Genomic DNA, 16,879 nt, shown 5'->3' with positions numbered 1-16,879 from the left:
ATTTATCCTTTGCATTGAATCTTATTTAGTTTTTGTTTAGAATTGTTAGATAAATACTGATAATTTTCTTTATAGGAGGTTTATAATGATAAGAAAAATGAATTCTGTTTTTTTTGTTTTTGTTCTTAGCGTGCTTTTTGGAAAAACTTGTTTTTCTGACAGTAAAAGTAAAGAAAGTTTGTTAGATAAAGGCTCTCAATATAAAAGCAAGTTAAATAAATCAAAAGTTCTTGCTGTTGTTGTTGGAAAAGAAATAACATATTCAGAAGTTATAAAATTCATTAATGCAAATAAATCTCTTTCTGAGCAATTTCTAAAAGCATCTCAAGATTCTGATGTAAAGAAGGTTTCTGAAGTGATAGAAAAAGTACTTAATTTGATAATAAAACAGAAAATAATGAAGTTTATTGCTGAAAACAAAGGGTATGATAAAGATGATAAATATAAAAAAGAGTTCATAAGAGCAAATAATCAAGTAAAAATGAAGCTTTTCCAAGAGAGTGTTTTAAAAGAAGTAAGAAAAGATGATTTAGAATTGAAAAAATTATATAATTCTATAAAAAATGAATTAGTTAATGAGAGAATTATAGGAATGCTACTGATTTCTAGAACTAAAGATGATGCAAATTCAGTTATAAAAGCAATAAACCATGATGCAAAATCTAAAAAAGAGCCTTTTGAAAAAATATTTGAAGACAATTTAAAGAAATATTCAATAGAGTCTGATAATAAAAATGTTTCTTATGTTGAAAAACTTGTAACTCAGCTAGATTATGATTTAGGTACTTTAGCATCCAAATCTATATCTAATCTTAATTCTGGATCTATAACTCAAACTCCATTTGCTATTTCTGGTAAAAATAATAAGCACAATGGATTATGGGGAGTTTTCTATCTAAAATCTAAACAGAAAAAACAGATCAGCTATGACGAATCTATGATTCTTCTGCAAACCCTTTTGTTTTCTAAAAAAATGAATCAGATTGTTTCAGAGCATGATGAGTTTAAAAAGGTAAAGAAATATAACTCTAATTAATTTTTGTTAGTAATATCCTTTTGTTTATGAATTTAGTTTTGTTAGAAAGGCTTTATGTATTCTTATAATCTATCTGCTAATTCTTATGTTTGTAAAAAGGTTCAAAAAGGAAGACCTAAGAAAAATATTACCCCATTAAGCAATCAGGTCTTTAAACCAAATGAAGCTTCTAGGTGTGAAAACCTATCAACCTTAGAGTTTATTTACAGGGTAGGTAAGATTAATAAGGAAGAATATGAAGCAGGGTTATTTTATGAAAAGTTAGCAAGAAAGTCTATATATCTGACTGGAGGACCTTGTGTTGCTAATTTTTCTTCTTGCAAACTTTCTGAAAAATCTTCTTCTAACATCAAAACATCAGATAATGTGCAGTCTTTCGAAGTTAAAATACTAAAGAAATGGAAAAAGATAAAGCAAATTTTGATTTGTGAATCTAATGCAGTAGAAATGACTGTTTTTAAAGTTATAGTAGAAAATAAAATGAGAAAAGAGCTTTTATCAATAGGGAACAAGGATATAAAGCTGCTTAAACAAGGATTAAGTGTAATATTTGATTATTGGTCTAAAATAAATCATCATGGATAATATGAATAAATTGTTTGAATTGAATAGTAAAGGTATTAAAGTATATAATCCTGACTGTTTGGATAAAATGAAAAAATCTTCTGCAATTGTATTAAATACTTTAAAAGAAGTAGAATCTAAAATAAAAGCTGGGTTGACAACAAAAGAAGTAGATAAAATTTGTGAAGATTATATAAAATCCTGTGGAGCAAGACCAACATGTAAAGGTTATCAAGGATACCCAGCAGCATCATGCATATCTGTAAATGAAGTTGTCTGTCATGGAGTTCCTTCTGATAGAATCATAAAAGATGGAGATATAGTAAATGTTGATGTGGTGGCAGAGATAGATGGGTGGCATTCTGATTCTAGTAGAACTTTCATGATAGGCAGTGTTAGTGATAAAAGGAAAAAATTAGTAGAAGTCTCTAAAAAAGCTATGGAAATAGGAATACAGTCTGTAGAAATAGGTAAAGATTTAAAAGAAATAGGAATAGCAATAGAAAAATATGTTTTAAGTCAGGGATCATTTAAAATTGTTAAAGAATTTTGTGGGCATGGTATAGGAATGTCAATGCATGAGAAGCCTTTTATTTATCATTTTGATCCAAAGCATAAATTAGGGAAGATAGTCCCAGGAATGTTTTTTACAGTAGAGCCTATAATAGTAAATGGAGAAGAGGATTTTAAAGAACTAAAGGATGGGTGGACTACAGTTACTAAGGATGGAAGTGATGCAGCCCAATTCGAGCATACAATTTACGTTGGTTATGATGGAAAAGTGCATATTTTAACTGATGGTTAATGATAATTCTGGTCACAGGCAAAGGTTAAGAGAAAGGTTTCTAAATTCAGATACTTCTAAATTTTCTGATTATGAATTAGTAGAAATACTGTTGCAGATTTCTCAGCCTAGAAAAGATATTAAACCTGTAGCTAAATCTCTTATAAATGCGTTTAAGAGTTTTTCTGCTGTTGTTTGCTCAGAAAAAGAAAGACTATCTCAAATAAAGGGAATGGGACCTATTTCTATAGCTCTGTTTAAATCAATACATGAATCAATTTGCAGAATATTAAAAGAAGAAATAACTAAAAATCCAATTCTAAATACTGGTGAAAAAGTGGTTGAGTACTGTAAAGCTAGAATGGCTTATTTATCCGCAGAGGAGTTTAGAATACTATTTTTGAACAAGAAAAATATGCTTATATCAGATGAAGTGCAGCAAAGAGGCACTTTGGATCATGCTCCTATATACCCTAGAGAGATAGTAAAGAGATGCTTGGAGCTTGGAGCTTCAGCAATTATAATGGTTCACAATCATCCAAGTGGGAACTGTAATCCATCTAAAGCAGATATATCTTCTACTTATCAAGTTAGAGATATAGCAAAAATGATGAATATATTTCTACATGATCATATAATAGTTAGCAGGAATGGATGTTTTTCTATGAGAGAGCACAATATAATATAAGAATTGGTTCTTTTATTTTTAGATCTAATCAAAATTCGTAGGGGAATTGTTCCTATGATGTTTTGCTAATATAAAAGTGATTAGAGAAGTATAATTTAGAAAGTATATATTAAACATGAGTAATAAAATGGTTCTAGAAAAAGACAAAAGATTTAAATTTGTTATAGAGTATGATGGAAATTGCTCTGAAGTGGGTTGGCAGTCTCAGCCCGAAAAAATATCAGTTCAGTCTATACTTTCTGATGCTTTTTTTAAGCTAACCCAAGAAAGAGTTGTGTTTTATGGTGCTGGCAGAACAGATAAAGGAGTAAGTGCTTTTGGGCAGGTTGCTCATTTAAATATGAACAAAAGTTTTTGTCTTAGAAAGCTAAAACTAGGAATGAATTTTTATTTAATAGGTAAGGGCGTTGTGATTACAGAAGTGGAAGAGGTTGACTCATCATTTCATGCTAGATTTTCTGCAAAGAGAAAGGAATACAAGTACTCTTTATTGTGTAGGCCTTCTTATAGTGTAATGAAAACAAAAGCATGGCATATTAGGAAACCTATTTGTGCAGAGTTAATAGAAGAATCTCTTGCTAGATTAATTGGAGTGCATGATTTTAGTTCTTTTAGGGATAGTTCTTGTCAGTCGCATAATCCTGTTAAAGAGATTTATAAAGCAGATTGTTTTGTTAATAAAGAAGATATAGATATAACTTTTGTTGGTAATTCTTTTTTGCATCATCAGGTTAGGATAATGATTGGTACTGTGGTTCAAGTAGGTATAGGAAAAATAACTTTACAAGAATTTGATGATATTTTCTCAAGTAAGAACCGTCGTTTAGCAGGATGTACAGCCCCAGCCAATGGGTTGTCTTTAATAGAAGTGATCTACTAATTTAAAATGACCTATTAATTCTTAAAGCTTGTATGCAAATATGATATAGATTGCCTATTTTAAAATTAAACCATAAATGAAAATCTAAATAAAATTTTTAATATAATTTTTATCCAAAAACACTCCAATATGATTTGGTATTTTAGATTTGAACAAAAGAGGCTTTTCTTTATCTAAGTTTGTCTCATTTATACTAACACTTTCAAGTGATTTTTCTACGTTGTTTTGTGGTGAGAAAAAGTTAATCTCTGTGCAATGAAGTGCCAGTTTAGAGTTGTACTTACTTCCATATTTTGAATCTCCTAATACTGGATGTCCTAAAGCAGATAGATGTCTTCTGATTTGGTGCTTTTTTCCTGTTATAAGTTCTATTTCTAATACTGCAAATTCTGCATTAAAGTGCTTGCCTAAATGTTTGCTAAATCCATTCTTTCTGTTGGATGGTGAATCTATAGCTATGTGAATTTCTTTTATATCTTTTGTATATTTATTGTTTTTATTAGATTCCCCTTTATCATTTTGTTGGTTTTTTTTAGAAATATATGTTTTCTCAGTGAATTTCCTTACTATTTTTATCTTAGTCAGTAATGCTGAATTGTCTGATTTAATTAAATAGTACTTATTGATATCTAAGTTAGAGAGAGTATGCAGGTTTGGTGTTATGTGCTTATTAGGTTTAGAAGATTTTCCTGATTTTGCGTGAATTGGCTCTATCTCTACATCTATTTTGTGTCCTGTGTTCTCTCGTATCGAAAATTGATTGTCAGAATATGCTGTGGGTATTATTGTTATATATTTTTTTGTAAAGCTTGATATGTTTTCTCTGCAATGATTTGCAAACTCCCTGTTTAAGCCTACAAGTAGAGTGCCAGTAGTATTTTTATCTAGCCTATGAACTATGTAAGGATGCTCAGGAAGCGCTTCTTTTAATATTGAGTATATAGAGGGATTTTGTCCTTGTGTGCAAATTCCGTAAGGTTTGTCTATTACACAAAAATCTTTGCTTTTGAACATAATAAGTTTATCTAAATTTGTATTTTTAAGTTGAGATGGCTTGTTTATAATGTGCTCTGTTTTTTGGTGTATGACTGTGTTGTTTGCTGTAGTTTTTAGGTCATCTTTTCCTGTCCTATGCTTCTTTACTATTTGATCCCATATTTCTATTGAATCTTCTCTTGAAAGAATTGAGTCTTGAGTTGTTTTCCTATTAGTTAATCTTATGTTTTTCAGTCTTATATTTTTTTGTAAATCTCCAAATTGCATATTTATGAAATGCTCTCTAAACCACTGTCTTAAAGTTATTTTGTCTTTTGTTACTAAAAATCTTAATTTCATTTTCTTCTTTAATTTTTGTTATTATATTTAATTCCTTAGGAATATATTTAATAATCTTATGTTTTATTATGCTCTTTGTGAAAACCATATTACAAGATATAAAAATATGTTTTATCATGATTATGTATGCATTATATAGTGTTCTTTGCTTTATTTTTATTTGGATGTTCTGTGAAGGAGTGGAATGAAGTCCCTCATCCCAGAGAATTTGCTAAGCCTTATAAAATTAAAAACACCCAAGGGTCGTTCAAAATAACCCCACAAAAGCATTACTCTTTGAAAGAAAAAGGGATTGCATCTTTCTATGGAGATAAATTTCATGGTAGAAAAACTGCCAGTGGAGTGTGTTTTAATCAGTGGGATATGACGTGCGCTCATCCTAGACTTCCTTTGCCATCTATAGTGAAAGTTTCTATCCCAGGAACAAAAAAAGAAGTGGTTTTAATAGCTACTGATAGAGGGCCTTTTGTAAAAAAGGGAGACAGAAGAATAATAGATTTATCTCGTGGTGCTGCCAGAATTTTAGGAATTGAAAAACAAGGAGTTGCTAACGTTGAAATCAAGTGCCTTGAAAAAGAAAGCGCAGAATTGAAAAGTAAATGGCCTTCTTATAGAAAAAAAGGAACTTTACCTTTTGGATTAGTAAATAGGTTTGTAAGATAGAAGTTATATAGTAAAAAACTCTAAAAGAAATATGCTATAAGTAGCATTTATATTCCTCTTTTGATTATGGGTATAATAGGTTTAGGTTTTTGTTATTTTGTTATTTAAAAAGGTGCTTGGATTGTTTATAGTTTTCGAAGGTATAGATGGAGTTGGTAAAACAAGTCATATCAACTCATTAAAAGATTTTCTTATGAATGAAGGTTTAGATGTTATTGTTACTAGTGAATTTTCTGAGCCCGAAATAGGAAAAGATCTAAAACAAATATTTGTGCAGAAAAAGCTTGCGAATTTAGAAGAACTTTTATTAGTAAATGCCCTTAGGTCTTGGCATTATAGAAAAGTTATACAGCCTGCTTTGAATAATGGGAAATGTGTAATAATGGATCGTTTCATAGATTCTACGTGGGCTTATCAGATAAATGAAGATAAAAATCTTGCTGAATTATTCTCAATTATACTTACAGAAATTGGCATGCAAGAATATGATATGGTCTTTTGGTTGACTGGAAAAAACCACAGAAATAGTAATTTAATTTCTAATAATGTCTCTGATAGGTTTGATTCTAATGATTCTGATTTTTTTGAAAAAGTGCATAGAAATTATGAAGCTGTTTTTAAAAACATTCCTTCTGAAAAGTTATTTAAATACGAGAATATCAATTTTGATTCTGTACAAGAAATGATAAGAGCAGATGTTTTGAAAGTATATAATAGAAAATTACATATATAGAGTTTTGAACAAGCTGTCAAATATAAATTTTCTACTACAAGACAATAAAGAAGTAAAAGCAATTTGCTAGAGACTCTAATTAGAGTCAAAAAACTCGTTAGGGATTTCAATATAGAAATTTAGATTTAGGAGTTTCGATTTAGGAATTTTAAAGAAATTTCAATGTAAATCCTTAAATGCTATTTAAAAAAAATAATAGATGTAGGAAAATGGATTTAAGTATAAACCAATGAATAGCAAAAAAATAATAGAAATAGAGAATATCTTAATTGAAAATTACACAAAAATACAAATGCCGGTTCTTGTTTACGGAAATAATGTCGATTTGCTTAATTTAATGTCAGAGAGAGTTGCAAATTATATTTATAAGGATAACTGTGCAGATTTTCTGTTCAGCTCTTGTAATAAGGATTTATCTATCAGAGAAATAGAAAATTTCCTTAATAAAACACCAATGTATGATAATACTAAACTTCTTGTGTTGCAGAGCGCTCACAAATGGACTGATAAGAATTTTTCATCTTTGTTGAAAATTTTAGAAGATATGCTTCCATTTAACAGGATTATAATTACTTCTTCATCTAAGATGCCTCCAACTATTATGTCTAGATGTCTGTCTTTTTATGCATACACACCTATATTAAAAGATTCAGAAATTATTAAATGCATCTTGGAAAAAGATTTTATACTTTTGAAGCAAAAATTAAATGAATCTGAAGAAGGCATAGATGTTAAGTTAGATAGTGTTTTTTTATGGGTTAAAGAGTATATATATTCTAAAATAAAATTATTTGTTGGTGATCAAAAGTCGAATTCTGCAGACTATATTTATTATCTCTTGAATGTATGGGATAATTTCGAAAAGACTTATAAATGGTACAAAAAAGGGGTGATGTCATTAAAACAAGCTACAGAAATTATGCTGCAAACTTTGAAAAACTGCTTTCAGGAAAAATAAAAAACTCAGTAAAAAAGAGATTTATAACTACTCCTATATATTATGTAAATGGAAACCCACATATAGGGCATTTATATACATCGGTTGCATGTGATGTTTTATCTAGGTTTTATAAACTTTTTTCTAAAGTTGCATTTTCTTCTGGGACTGATGAACATGGACAAAAAGTAGAGAGAGAAGCTCTGAAAAGAAATCTTGAGCCCCAAAAATATGTGGATGAGATGCAAAGTAAGTTTCTAGATTTGTTAGATCGTTCTAATGTTAAGGTAGATTGTTTTGTAAGAACAACCTCTAAGGATCACAAGGAAAATGTACTAAAATTTTGGAACAAATTGGTTGATAGTGGAAATATATATAAGGGCTCATATTCTGGTTGGTACTCTACTGTAGACGAAAGCTATTATTCAGAATCAGAAATAAAAGATGGAAAATCTATAGAAACAGGTTCTGATGTTGAGTGGTTAGAAGAAGAGGTATATTTCTTTAAGCTTTCAGAATGGAAAGAAAAATTGTTAGAAATTTATTCTGATAGTAATATGATTTTCCCAGAAGAAAGAAGAAAAGAAGTTTTGGGAATGATTAATAGTGATTTGCCAGATCTTTGTGTGTCTAGGTCTAATTTTAGTTGGGGTATAAAGTTAGATGACCAGAATGTGGTTTATGTTTGGGTTGATGCTCTTGTAAATTATATTACTGCTTTGGATAGAATAAACTCTAAGCAAGATACAGACTGTTTTTCCATAGAAAATGCAATTCACATTATAGGAAAAGACATTTTGAAATTCCATGCTATATATTGGCCTGCGATGCTACTAGCTTGTAAAGTTCCTTTGCCTAGTAAAATATACGCACATGGTTGGTGGACTGTGGATGGGCAGAAAATGTCCAAGTCTTTAGGGAATGTAGTAGATCCATTTGATCTGATGAGTAAATATGGAGCTGACGAAGTTAGGTATTTCCTGCTAAAAGAAATGAATTTTGGTAATGATGGAGACTTTTCTTACAAAAAATTAGAAGACAGAATTAACTTAGATTTAGCTAACTCTATTGGCAATCTGGTGCAAAGAATTTTAAAGTTTACTGAAAAAGAGTACGGTAGAGTTCCTAAATTGGATTTTATTGATGATGATAAAGATATGGCTATTTTGCAGGAATGGGATAAAGCTTTGATTAAATCTATTGAATTTATGGACAACCAAAGCTTACATTCTTATTTGGATAGCTTTATAAGCGCTGTCTTTGAAACAAATAAATATTTAGAAGATCAGTCTCCATGGAAAAAGAGCGCAGATAGAAAAAGAAAAATCCTTTCTGTCGGGTGTGAGTGCTTGAAAAGAATGTCTATCTTAGGGGCGCCAATTATGCCAGAAAAAATGATTGAGATTGTTAAGGCTATTAACATTATGGATCATGAAGAGCTGGAAGAGCAGCCTGTTTCTGATATAGATATAAGCTCTCACTTGAACTCTTACGTTTCTAATTTAAATAACTGGACTTTTCCTCTTAATGAAAATTATCTTAATAAAGATAAGATATTTCCTATTTTTAGCAAGCATTAAATAATCAATTTTTGATTATTTTTTTTATTAGATATTAGAGAGTCATCTTTGTTCAAGATCTGATTTGATTAATTAGGTTTAGATTATATATTATAATTCTCATGTGATTTGGTGTTTCTTTGATTGTCTTGGAGGTTTGTATATGATCCAGCAATCTAATTACTACATTAAACATGCATATATGATTCTTATTGTTTGTTCTGAAAATTATTTCACAATAACTTGTTGCACAGTTTATTGAACTAAGTTTAAATTGAAATTAATTCTTGATTTTTGGGAAAGTGATTTCTTCCTGGTGCATATATTTTCCAGATTTGTCTTTATATGAATTTGAGCACTTATCTCCTTTAAAAAACAAGAACTGACATATTCCCTCTCCAGAGTATACCTTTATAGGGACTGTGGAGGTGTTTGATAGCTCTAAGGTGACATATCCTTCCCAACCTGGCTCTAGAGGTGTTACGTTTACTATCAATCCACATCTAGCATATGTAGATTTTCCTACACAAATTACCAAAACATCATTAGGTATTTTAAACTTTTCCATAGTCATGCAAAGTACAAACCCTCCAGGTGGGATCAAACATGTTTCTCCAGAGTGGTGTATAAATGTTTTTTCGTCGAAATTTTTTGGATCTATTATAGTGCTATAGGTGTTTGTGCATATCTTATAATCATTTGATAATCTTGCATCATAACCAAACGAAGAAAGACCAAACGATATAACTCCCTTGCATACGTTTTTCTCAGAGAAATTTGATATCATGCCATTTTTAGATAATTCTTTTATTTGTGAATCATTTAGTATCATTTTACAAAAATATCATGAAAGTGCCTAAGTTTGAAAGATGCTTTCAAGTTTTTTATTCACTTCATTGGTGTTTTCTATCTAAATGAAAGCAAATGAGTATGAAATCGACTTTCTAAAGGTTAGTCTTTGTCATTAAGCTCAGATAGAAAAGCTTGAAAAGCTTTAAATTTCGCAGCTATAGATTTAGGAATTTGTATTGTTTTTCCTGTTTTAGGATTTCTTCCTTCTCTGGCTTCTTTTTTAAGCGGGTAGAATTTTCCAAAGCTACTTATTGAGACTTCATTTCCATTTTTTAGTTCTGATAAAATTGTGTCCATAAACTCTTCCATTACCTGAGTTACTTGTCTGTCAGTCATAGAGCTAAAAGAAGGATCTTTTGAAGCTTTTTCTCTTAAGCTAGATCCTATTGTTTTGCATAATTCTGTTTTATTCATTTTTGAGAACACTCCTCCAAAGAAACAATAATAATCAAAGTCCTTAATGTAAAGGTCTTTTTGGTTGATTTGTGCAAAAACTTGAAATAAATAAGTTCTTTCCATGTTTTTGAGAGATTTATTGAGGTGATGTGAGTGGATAATTGAAATATTTAAGCAGGCATTTCAATTTTATAGTGATTTCTAAAAATCACTATGTTTATATGAATATCAAGAGCTTTGACTTTGGTTTCTTTTGAACTTTTTGATCTTTTTTTCTTTTTCTGCTTTTTGTTTTGCTTTCTTCACTGACTTTGGCTCCCAATGCCTTCTTTTTTTGTATTCAGTGTAATATTGCTCAGTAGCCAGTATTTTTCTAAGTCTTTTTAATGCTTCAGGCAATCCATTTGGTGTTGGTACTATTATGCTCATTATACTCTTCCTTTTTTTTATTTGTAATTTCATGTCACTAAAATTAACTTTAATGAATTATAGAATATAAGAGGTTCTTTGGCAACCTAAGGGTTTTGCTGGGCTTTATTTAGTTGTTATTTTTTTTCTTTCATGTAAAAAGTTTTTGTATTTTGTTCATTTTTGAGTTGTTGTTATATTATTTGCTTTGTTTTAATTCTATTTTGCTTTATCTTGTATATATATGTTGTGATATTGAAGTTTTTTGCTGTTTTTCTTTGTTGTTGAATATTTTTGATAAAAAAATTAAAAAAGTGTTGACAAAAGGTTAAGAGTGTGAGAAATTGTATCTGTGTTTGGGGCAAGACCCCAGAAGATTGAAAGTGAAAAAGGATAGCAAGCTAGCTGTTAAGGAAACCAAGAAATTGGGATTTTTTTCAACTTGAGAGTTTGATCCTGGCTCAGAACGAACGCTGGCGGCATGCTTTATACATGCAAGTCGAACGGAAACTATGTTCGCATAGTTTTAGTGGCAAACGGGTGAGTAATACATGGGAATCTGCCATATGGAGGGGGATAGTTGTTGGAAACGACAGGTAATACCGCATAATCTTCTTAGGAAGTAAAGGCTTCGGCCACCATTTGAGGAGCCCATGTCGGATTAGATAGTTGGTGAGGTAATGGCTCACCAAGTCTGTGATCCGTAGCTGGTCTTAGAGGATGATCAGCCACACTGGGATTGAGATACGGCCCAGACTCCTACGGGAGGCAGCAGTAGGGAATATTGGACAATGGGGGAAACCCTGATCCAGCAATGCCGCGTGAATGATGAAGGTTTTAGAATTGTAAAGTTCTTTTGCTCGCAATGACGATGACAGTAGCGAGAGAAGAAGCTCCGGCAAACTTCGTGCCAGCAGCCGCGGTAATACGAAGGGAGCAAGCGTTGTTCGGATTGACTGGGCGTAAAGGGTGCGTAGGCTGCTGATTAAGTGAAATGTGAAAGCCCTGGGCTTAACCTAGGAAGTGCATTTTATACTGGTCGGCTAGAGGACAGTAGAGGAAGTAGGAATTTCTGATGGAGAGGTGAAATTCATAGATATCAGAAGGAACACCAAAAGCGAAGGCAAGCTTCTGGGCTGTACCTGACGTTGAGGCACGAAAGCGTGGGTAGCAAACAGGATTAGATACCCTGGTAGTCCACGCCCTAAACGATGAGTGCTAAATGTTGGAGGTTAAAATCTTCAGTGTTAAAGCTAACGCGTTAAGCACTCCGCCTGGGGATTACGGTCGCAAGACTAAAACTCAAAGGAATTGACGGGAACCCGCACAAGCGGCGGAGCATGTGGTTTAATTCGATGTTCCGCGCAAACCTTACCAGCCTTTGAATGCAAGTTTTAAATTTGTGAAAGCAAATTTTTCAGTTTAGCTGGGCTTGCACAGGTGCTGCATGGCTGTCGTCAGCTCGTGTCGTGAGATGTTGGGTTAAGTCCCGCAACGAGCGCAACCCTTGTCGTTATTTGCCAATAGACTTTGTCTAGGAACTTTAACGAGACTGCCGATGTTAAGTCGGAGGAAGGTGGGGATGACGTCAAGTCCTCATGGCCTTTATAGGCTGGGCTACACATGTGCTACAATGGCAACTACAATGAGATGCAATAGGGTGACCTGGAGCAAATCTATAAAAGTTGTCTCAGTTCGGATTACAGTCTGCAACTCGACTGTATGAAGCCGGAGTCGCTAGTAATCGTCAATACAGTACGTGACGGTGAATACGTTACGGGTTTTGTACACACTGCCCGTCAAGCCACGGGAGTTGATTCTGCTTTAAAGTGGTTATCTAACCGCAAGGAAGAAGCCAAATATGGCAGAATTAGCAACTGGGGTTAAGTCGTAACAAGGTAGCCGTAGGAGAACCTGCGGCTGGATCACCTCCTTTCTAGGATTTTATATCCTATTTGTCTTTAATAGCTGGCGTGTTATCCTTTTTTATTTTCAATTTTACGTTTAAAAAGTTTAAACAAATTATTCAATAAAGCCAATTTTAAAATTGGTTGAGTAAGAATCAAACGCGTAAGGGTGTTTGGTGGATGCCTTGGCATTAAGAGGCGATGAAGGACGTGATAGGCTGCGATAAGCTACGGGGAGGTGCCAATAACCTTTGATCCGTAGATCTCCGAATGGGGGAACCCGTTCTTTAAGAACATTGCAATTTGAATTCATAGAATTGCAAAGCGAACCTGGTGAACTGAAACATCTAAGTAGCCAGAGGAAAGGAAATCAAAGATACTCTGTTAGTAGCGGCGAGCGAAACCAGATCAGTCCAGTTACTCCTTTTAATCTAATACTAGAATATTTTGGAATATATAACTATAAAGGGTTAAAGTCCCGTATAGGAAGAGATTAAAGAATGTTTTTACATGGAGTACATGAGTAGGGCAGGACACGTGTTATCTTGTCTGAATATAGGGAGACCACTCTCTAAGACTAAGTACTACTTAATGACCGATAGTGAACAAGTACCGTGAGGGAAAGGTGAAAAGAACCCCGGGAGGGGAGTGAAATAGAACTGAAACCAAATACTTACAAGCAGTCGAAGCAGCTTTAAGCTGTGACGGCGTACCTTTTGCATAATGAGCCAGCGAGTTTATCTGTTTAGCAAGCTTAAGTCGTTAGACGTAGGCATAGCGAAAGCGAGTTTTAAATGAGCGTATAGTTGAACGGATAAGACCCGAAACCGAGTGATCTAGTCATGATCAGGTTGAAGGAAAGTTAACCCTTTCTGGAGGACCGAACCATATCACGTTGCAATGTGTGTGGATGAATTGTGACTAGGGGTGAAAGGCTAATCAAACTCGGAAATAGCTGGTTCTCCGCGAAATCTATTGAGGTAGAGCGTTATTTTAATTTTACAGGGGTAGAGCTCTGAATAGGCTAGGGGGGATAGTATCCTTACCAAACCTAATCAAACTACGAATACTGTAAAATCATATAATAACAGACAGACTCTGGGTGCTAAGATCCAGGGTCGAGAGGGAAAGAGCCCAGACCATCATCTAAGGTCCCTAAGTATAACTAAGTGAAAAGAAGGAAGTGATTAGACCAAGACAGTCAGGAGGTTGGCTTAGAAGCAGCCATCCTTTAAAGAAAGCGTAATAGCTCACTGATCTAAAAGTTTTTTTGCACCGAAAATGTAGCGGGTCTAAGTTATACACCGAAGATATGGGTGACATATTATATGTCACGGTAGCGGAGCGTTCTGTAAGTCTATGAAGGTGAAGTGTGAGCTTCGCTGGAGATATCAGAAGTGAGAAAGCTGGCATGAGTAGCATAAAGAAGTGTGAAAAACACTTCCGCCGGAAGTCCAAGGTTTCCTACGCAAGGGTTATCCGCGTAGGGTTAGTCGGCCCCTAAGGCGAGGACAAGAGTCGTAGTCGATGGGAAACAGGTTAATATTCCTGTACCTGCTTTTAGTGACGGAGATGAAGATATGTTTAATCTTATTGGATTGATTAAGCTTATTTATTCTTCCAGGAAATAGCTAAAGCATTATAGACCGTACCCTAAACCGAATCAGGTGGACAGGTAGAGTATACTAAGGCGTTTGAGAGAATGGTGTTGAAGGAACTCGGCAAATTGATCTCGTAACTTCGGAATAAGAGATGCCTAGTCTGGCGAAAGCTAAACTAGGTGGCACATAAGAGGGAGTGGCGACTGTTTATCTAAAACACAGGGCTCTGCAAAGATGAAAGTCTAAGTATAGGGTCTGACGCCTGCCCGGTGCTGGAAGGTTAATATGATTTGTGCAAGCATTGATTAGAAGCCCCAGTAAACGGCGGCCGTAACCATGACGGTCCTAAGGTAGCGAAATTCCTTGTCAGGTAAATTCTGACCTGCATGAATGGCGTAACGACTGCTCCGCTGTCTCCAACACCAACTCAGTGAAGTTGAATTCTCCGTGAAAATGCGGAGTACCCACAGTTAGACGGATAGACCCCGTGCACCTTTACTATAGCTTTACATTGATACGACGATTGTTTCATGTAGGATAGGCGGGAGCTTTTGATATACAGGCGCTAGCTTGTATGGAGGCACCCTTGAAATACCGCCTTTGACAATTGTTTTATCTAACCAAATCTGTGATCCAGGTTTGAGAAAATGTATGGTGGGTAGTTTGACTGGGGCGGTCGCCTCCTAAAGAGTAACGGAGGCGTACAAAGGTAGGTTCAGGTTGTTTGGAAAGCAACTGTTGAGTGCAATGGCAAAAACCTGCTTAACTGCGAGACATACAAGTCGAGCAGAGACGAAAGTCGGTCATAGTGACCCGGTGGTTCTGAGTGGAAGGGCCATCGATCAACGGATAAAAGGTACGCCGGGGATAACAGGCTAATCTCTCCCAAGAGGTCATATCGACGGGGAGGTTTGGCACCTCGATGTCGGCTCATCACATCCTGGGGCTGAAGAAGGTCCCAAGGGTTTGGCTGTTCGCCAATTAAAGTGGTACGCGAGCTGGGTTCAGAACGTCGTGAGACAGTTCGGTCCCTATCTGCTGTGGGCGTGTGGAAAATTGAAAGGAGCTGCTTCTAGTACGAAAGGACCGAAGTGGACATACCTCTGGTGTGCCAGTTGTTCTGCCAAGAGCAATGCTGGGTAGCTACAGTATGGAACAGATAACCGCTGAAAGCATATAAGCGGGAAGCTGACCTTAAGATTAGTTTTCCTTAAGGATCGTGATAGAACATCACGTTGATAGGTTGGGTGTGTAAGTCAAGTAATTGATTAAGCTGACCAATACTAATATCCGTTAAGTTTGATTCTTACGCAACAAATTTTAAATGCTGTGTTTTTTGAATAATTGTTTAAATTTTTTTATTTAATTTCTTATATTTCATACACAAATAATAACATTATATTCAGCATATAATGTTATATTTTTCTAATTTTATATTAATTCTTTATATTTTTCTTTTATTTGTAAAATATCATTCCATGATATCTTTTTTTTGCTTGGAGATCTTAACAAATAAGAAGGATGGAAAATAGGGATATAAAGACAATTTCTATGCTCTTTGAATATGCCTCTAGATTTTGTAATGGCTTCTGAAGTGTTAGTAAAAGCTTTCATAGCAATAGATCCAACTAAAACCAATATTTTAGGATTTATAATTCTTATATGTTCTAGTAAATAAGGTTGAGATTTTGAAATTTCTTCTTTTGTAGGAGTTCTATTAGCAGGAGGCCTCCATGGAATTACATTAGTTATATACATATGTTTTCTTTTTATATGTGCAGCTTCGAACATTGCTTCTAAAAGTTTTCCACTATCTCCAATGAATGGTTTGCCTTTTTTATCCTCTTCTTCTCCAGGTGCTTCTCCGACTATCATTATTTTTGAGTTAGGGTCTCCATCTGCAAATACCATGGTAGTTGCATCTTTCTTGAACTCTAAATCTATATTTTTTGCCATGCTTGTTCTAAGCTCGTTTATAGAACTGAATTCTAGATCATCATCATTGTTTTTTTCTGACAGAATAGTATCTTGATTTTGCTTATTTTCTTGAATGTTTATTTCTTCTGATAAAACATTACTATAATTTTTAACAGGAATATATTTTTGTTTAGGGCTTAAATTTGACCCATTAACTAAAGAAAAAAATATATTTCTATTTTTCATTTTATTCACTTATATCACATGATATACCTTATGCTTACTTAATACAAATTATACTTTATATAGAAAAAGAAGTTCCACAGTGACAATTTCTTTTGAATGTTTTTGATTTTATTTCAAACTTACTATTCATAAGTGTGGATTTAAAATCTATAATAGAATCTTTTAATTTTTTTGCGCTAAATATATCTGTAATAACTGTGATTCCATTTGACTCTAAGATTTCTGCGTTGTCAGGAAATGTGTTTGGAAAAGAGAGTTCATATTTATATCCACTACAGCCTCCAAAGAATGTTCTTACTTGTATTGCTGTTTTGTTTCTTCTCTTCATTTCATTTGCTGCTGAATCAGAAATTCTTATCATGATATAAAAATA

Annotated in this window: 15 protein-coding genes and 2 rRNA genes; 11 read left to right on the top strand and 6 right to left on the bottom strand. The window is 33.6% G+C overall.

The window, feature by feature from the left end; translation table 11 throughout:
* Positions 1-85: 85 nt before the first annotated feature.
* The 5 genes from FZC36_RS02210 to truA all read left to right on the top strand — a co-directional run bounded on the left by FZC36_RS02210 (position 86) and on the right by truA (position 3,952).
* Complete coding sequence (locus FZC36_RS02210) at positions 86-1,036, top strand: hypothetical protein (RefSeq protein ID WP_148972350.1); 951 nt, start codon at positions 86-88, stop codon at positions 1,034-1,036.
* Positions 1,037-1,090: 54 nt separating this feature from the next.
* Positions 1,091-1,621: a hypothetical protein gene (locus tag FZC36_RS02205; protein ID WP_148972349.1), complete on the top strand. Its 531-nt coding sequence runs from the start codon at positions 1,091-1,093 to the stop codon at positions 1,619-1,621.
* 1 nt (position 1,622) lies between these two features.
* Positions 1,623-2,405, top strand: coding sequence for a type I methionyl aminopeptidase (gene map, locus FZC36_RS02200; RefSeq protein ID WP_187440095.1), 783 nt, complete (start codon positions 1,623-1,625; stop codon positions 2,403-2,405).
* Positions 2,398-3,072: a RadC family protein gene (radC, locus tag FZC36_RS02195; RefSeq protein WP_148972347.1), complete on the top strand. Its 675-nt coding sequence runs from the start codon at positions 2,398-2,400 to the stop codon at positions 3,070-3,072. The genes map and radC overlap by 8 nt, the downstream gene beginning before the upstream one ends.
* A gap of 115 nt (positions 3,073-3,187) precedes the next feature.
* Positions 3,188-3,952, top strand: a complete 765-nt coding sequence (gene truA, locus FZC36_RS02190; RefSeq protein ID WP_148972346.1) for a tRNA pseudouridine(38-40) synthase TruA — start codon at positions 3,188-3,190, stop codon at positions 3,950-3,952.
* An 84-nt stretch (positions 3,953-4,036) separates the two neighbouring features.
* Here truA and FZC36_RS02185 read toward each other — a convergent pair whose 3' ends face one another.
* Entirely contained in the window at positions 4,037-5,287 is a 1,251-nt protein-coding gene (locus tag FZC36_RS02185; protein WP_148972345.1) for a pseudouridine synthase family protein, read from the bottom strand.
* Between the two features lie 171 nt (positions 5,288-5,458).
* On the opposite strand from FZC36_RS02185, the gene FZC36_RS02180 reads away from it, so the two are divergent.
* The 4 genes from FZC36_RS02180 to metG all read left to right on the top strand — a co-directional run bounded on the left by FZC36_RS02180 (position 5,459) and on the right by metG (position 9,200).
* Positions 5,459-5,950, top strand: a complete 492-nt coding sequence (locus FZC36_RS02180) for a septal ring lytic transglycosylase RlpA family protein (protein WP_187440094.1) — start codon at positions 5,459-5,461, stop codon at positions 5,948-5,950.
* 97 nt (positions 5,951-6,047) lie between these two features.
* Positions 6,048-6,683 (top strand): dTMP kinase, encoded by a 636-nt coding sequence (tmk, locus tag FZC36_RS02175; RefSeq protein ID WP_187440093.1) that lies wholly within the window; start codon positions 6,048-6,050, stop codon positions 6,681-6,683.
* Between the two features lie 229 nt (positions 6,684-6,912).
* The gene (locus tag FZC36_RS02170) at positions 6,913-7,641 is read left to right on the top strand and encodes a hypothetical protein (RefSeq protein WP_148972342.1); all 729 of its coding nucleotides are present in this window, start codon (positions 6,913-6,915) and stop codon (positions 7,639-7,641) included.
* Entirely contained in the window at positions 7,557-9,200 is a 1,644-nt protein-coding gene (gene metG, locus FZC36_RS02165) for a methionine--tRNA ligase (protein WP_148972341.1), read from the top strand. Before FZC36_RS02170 ends, metG begins: the two co-directional genes overlap by 85 nt.
* Before the next feature lie 259 nt (positions 9,201-9,459).
* Here metG and dcd read toward each other — a convergent pair whose 3' ends face one another.
* The 3 genes from dcd to rpsU form a co-directional block, all read right to left on the bottom strand.
* On the bottom strand, positions 9,460-10,011 hold the full coding sequence (gene dcd, locus FZC36_RS02160) for a dCTP deaminase (protein ID WP_148972340.1): 552 nt from the start codon (positions 10,009-10,011) through the stop codon (positions 9,460-9,462).
* A 119-nt stretch (positions 10,012-10,130) separates the two neighbouring features.
* Positions 10,131-10,445 (bottom strand): HU family DNA-binding protein, encoded by a 315-nt coding sequence (locus tag FZC36_RS02155; protein WP_148972339.1) that lies wholly within the window; start codon positions 10,443-10,445, stop codon positions 10,131-10,133.
* A gap of 210 nt (positions 10,446-10,655) precedes the next feature.
* Positions 10,656-10,856 carry a 30S ribosomal protein S21 gene (gene rpsU / locus FZC36_RS02150; RefSeq protein WP_187440092.1) on the bottom strand — a complete coding sequence of 67 codons (201 nt, stop codon included), beginning with the start codon at positions 10,854-10,856 and terminating at the stop codon, positions 10,656-10,658.
* Between the two features lie 417 nt (positions 10,857-11,273).
* On the opposite strand from rpsU, the gene FZC36_RS02145 reads away from it, so the two are divergent.
* Together FZC36_RS02145 and FZC36_RS02140 are read left to right on the top strand one after the other, a co-directional pair.
* A 16S ribosomal RNA gene (locus FZC36_RS02145) occupies positions 11,274-12,771 on the top strand.
* 124 nt (positions 12,772-12,895) lie between these two features.
* A 23S ribosomal RNA gene (locus FZC36_RS02140) occupies positions 12,896-15,650 on the top strand.
* The 16S and 23S rRNA genes sit together here, the layout of an rRNA operon.
* Before the next feature lie 124 nt (positions 15,651-15,774).
* Here the strand turns inward: FZC36_RS02140 and FZC36_RS02135 are convergent.
* Complete coding sequence (locus FZC36_RS02135; RefSeq protein WP_246119872.1) at positions 15,775-16,506, bottom strand: uracil-DNA glycosylase; 732 nt, start codon at positions 16,504-16,506, stop codon at positions 15,775-15,777.
* 55 nt (positions 16,507-16,561) lie between these two features.
* Entirely contained in the window at positions 16,562-16,867 is a 306-nt protein-coding gene (locus tag FZC36_RS02130; RefSeq protein WP_148972336.1) for a HesB/IscA family protein, read from the bottom strand.
* Positions 16,868-16,879: the final 12 nt, after the last annotated feature.

Origin of the sequence: Candidatus Nesciobacter abundans (assembly GCF_008189525.1) — a bacterium.
Taxonomy (GTDB): Bacteria; Pseudomonadota; Alphaproteobacteria; order CAJXXZ01; family 1604HC; genus Nesciobacter; species Nesciobacter abundans.
This window is presented reverse-complemented; position numbering and strand designations above follow the sequence as displayed.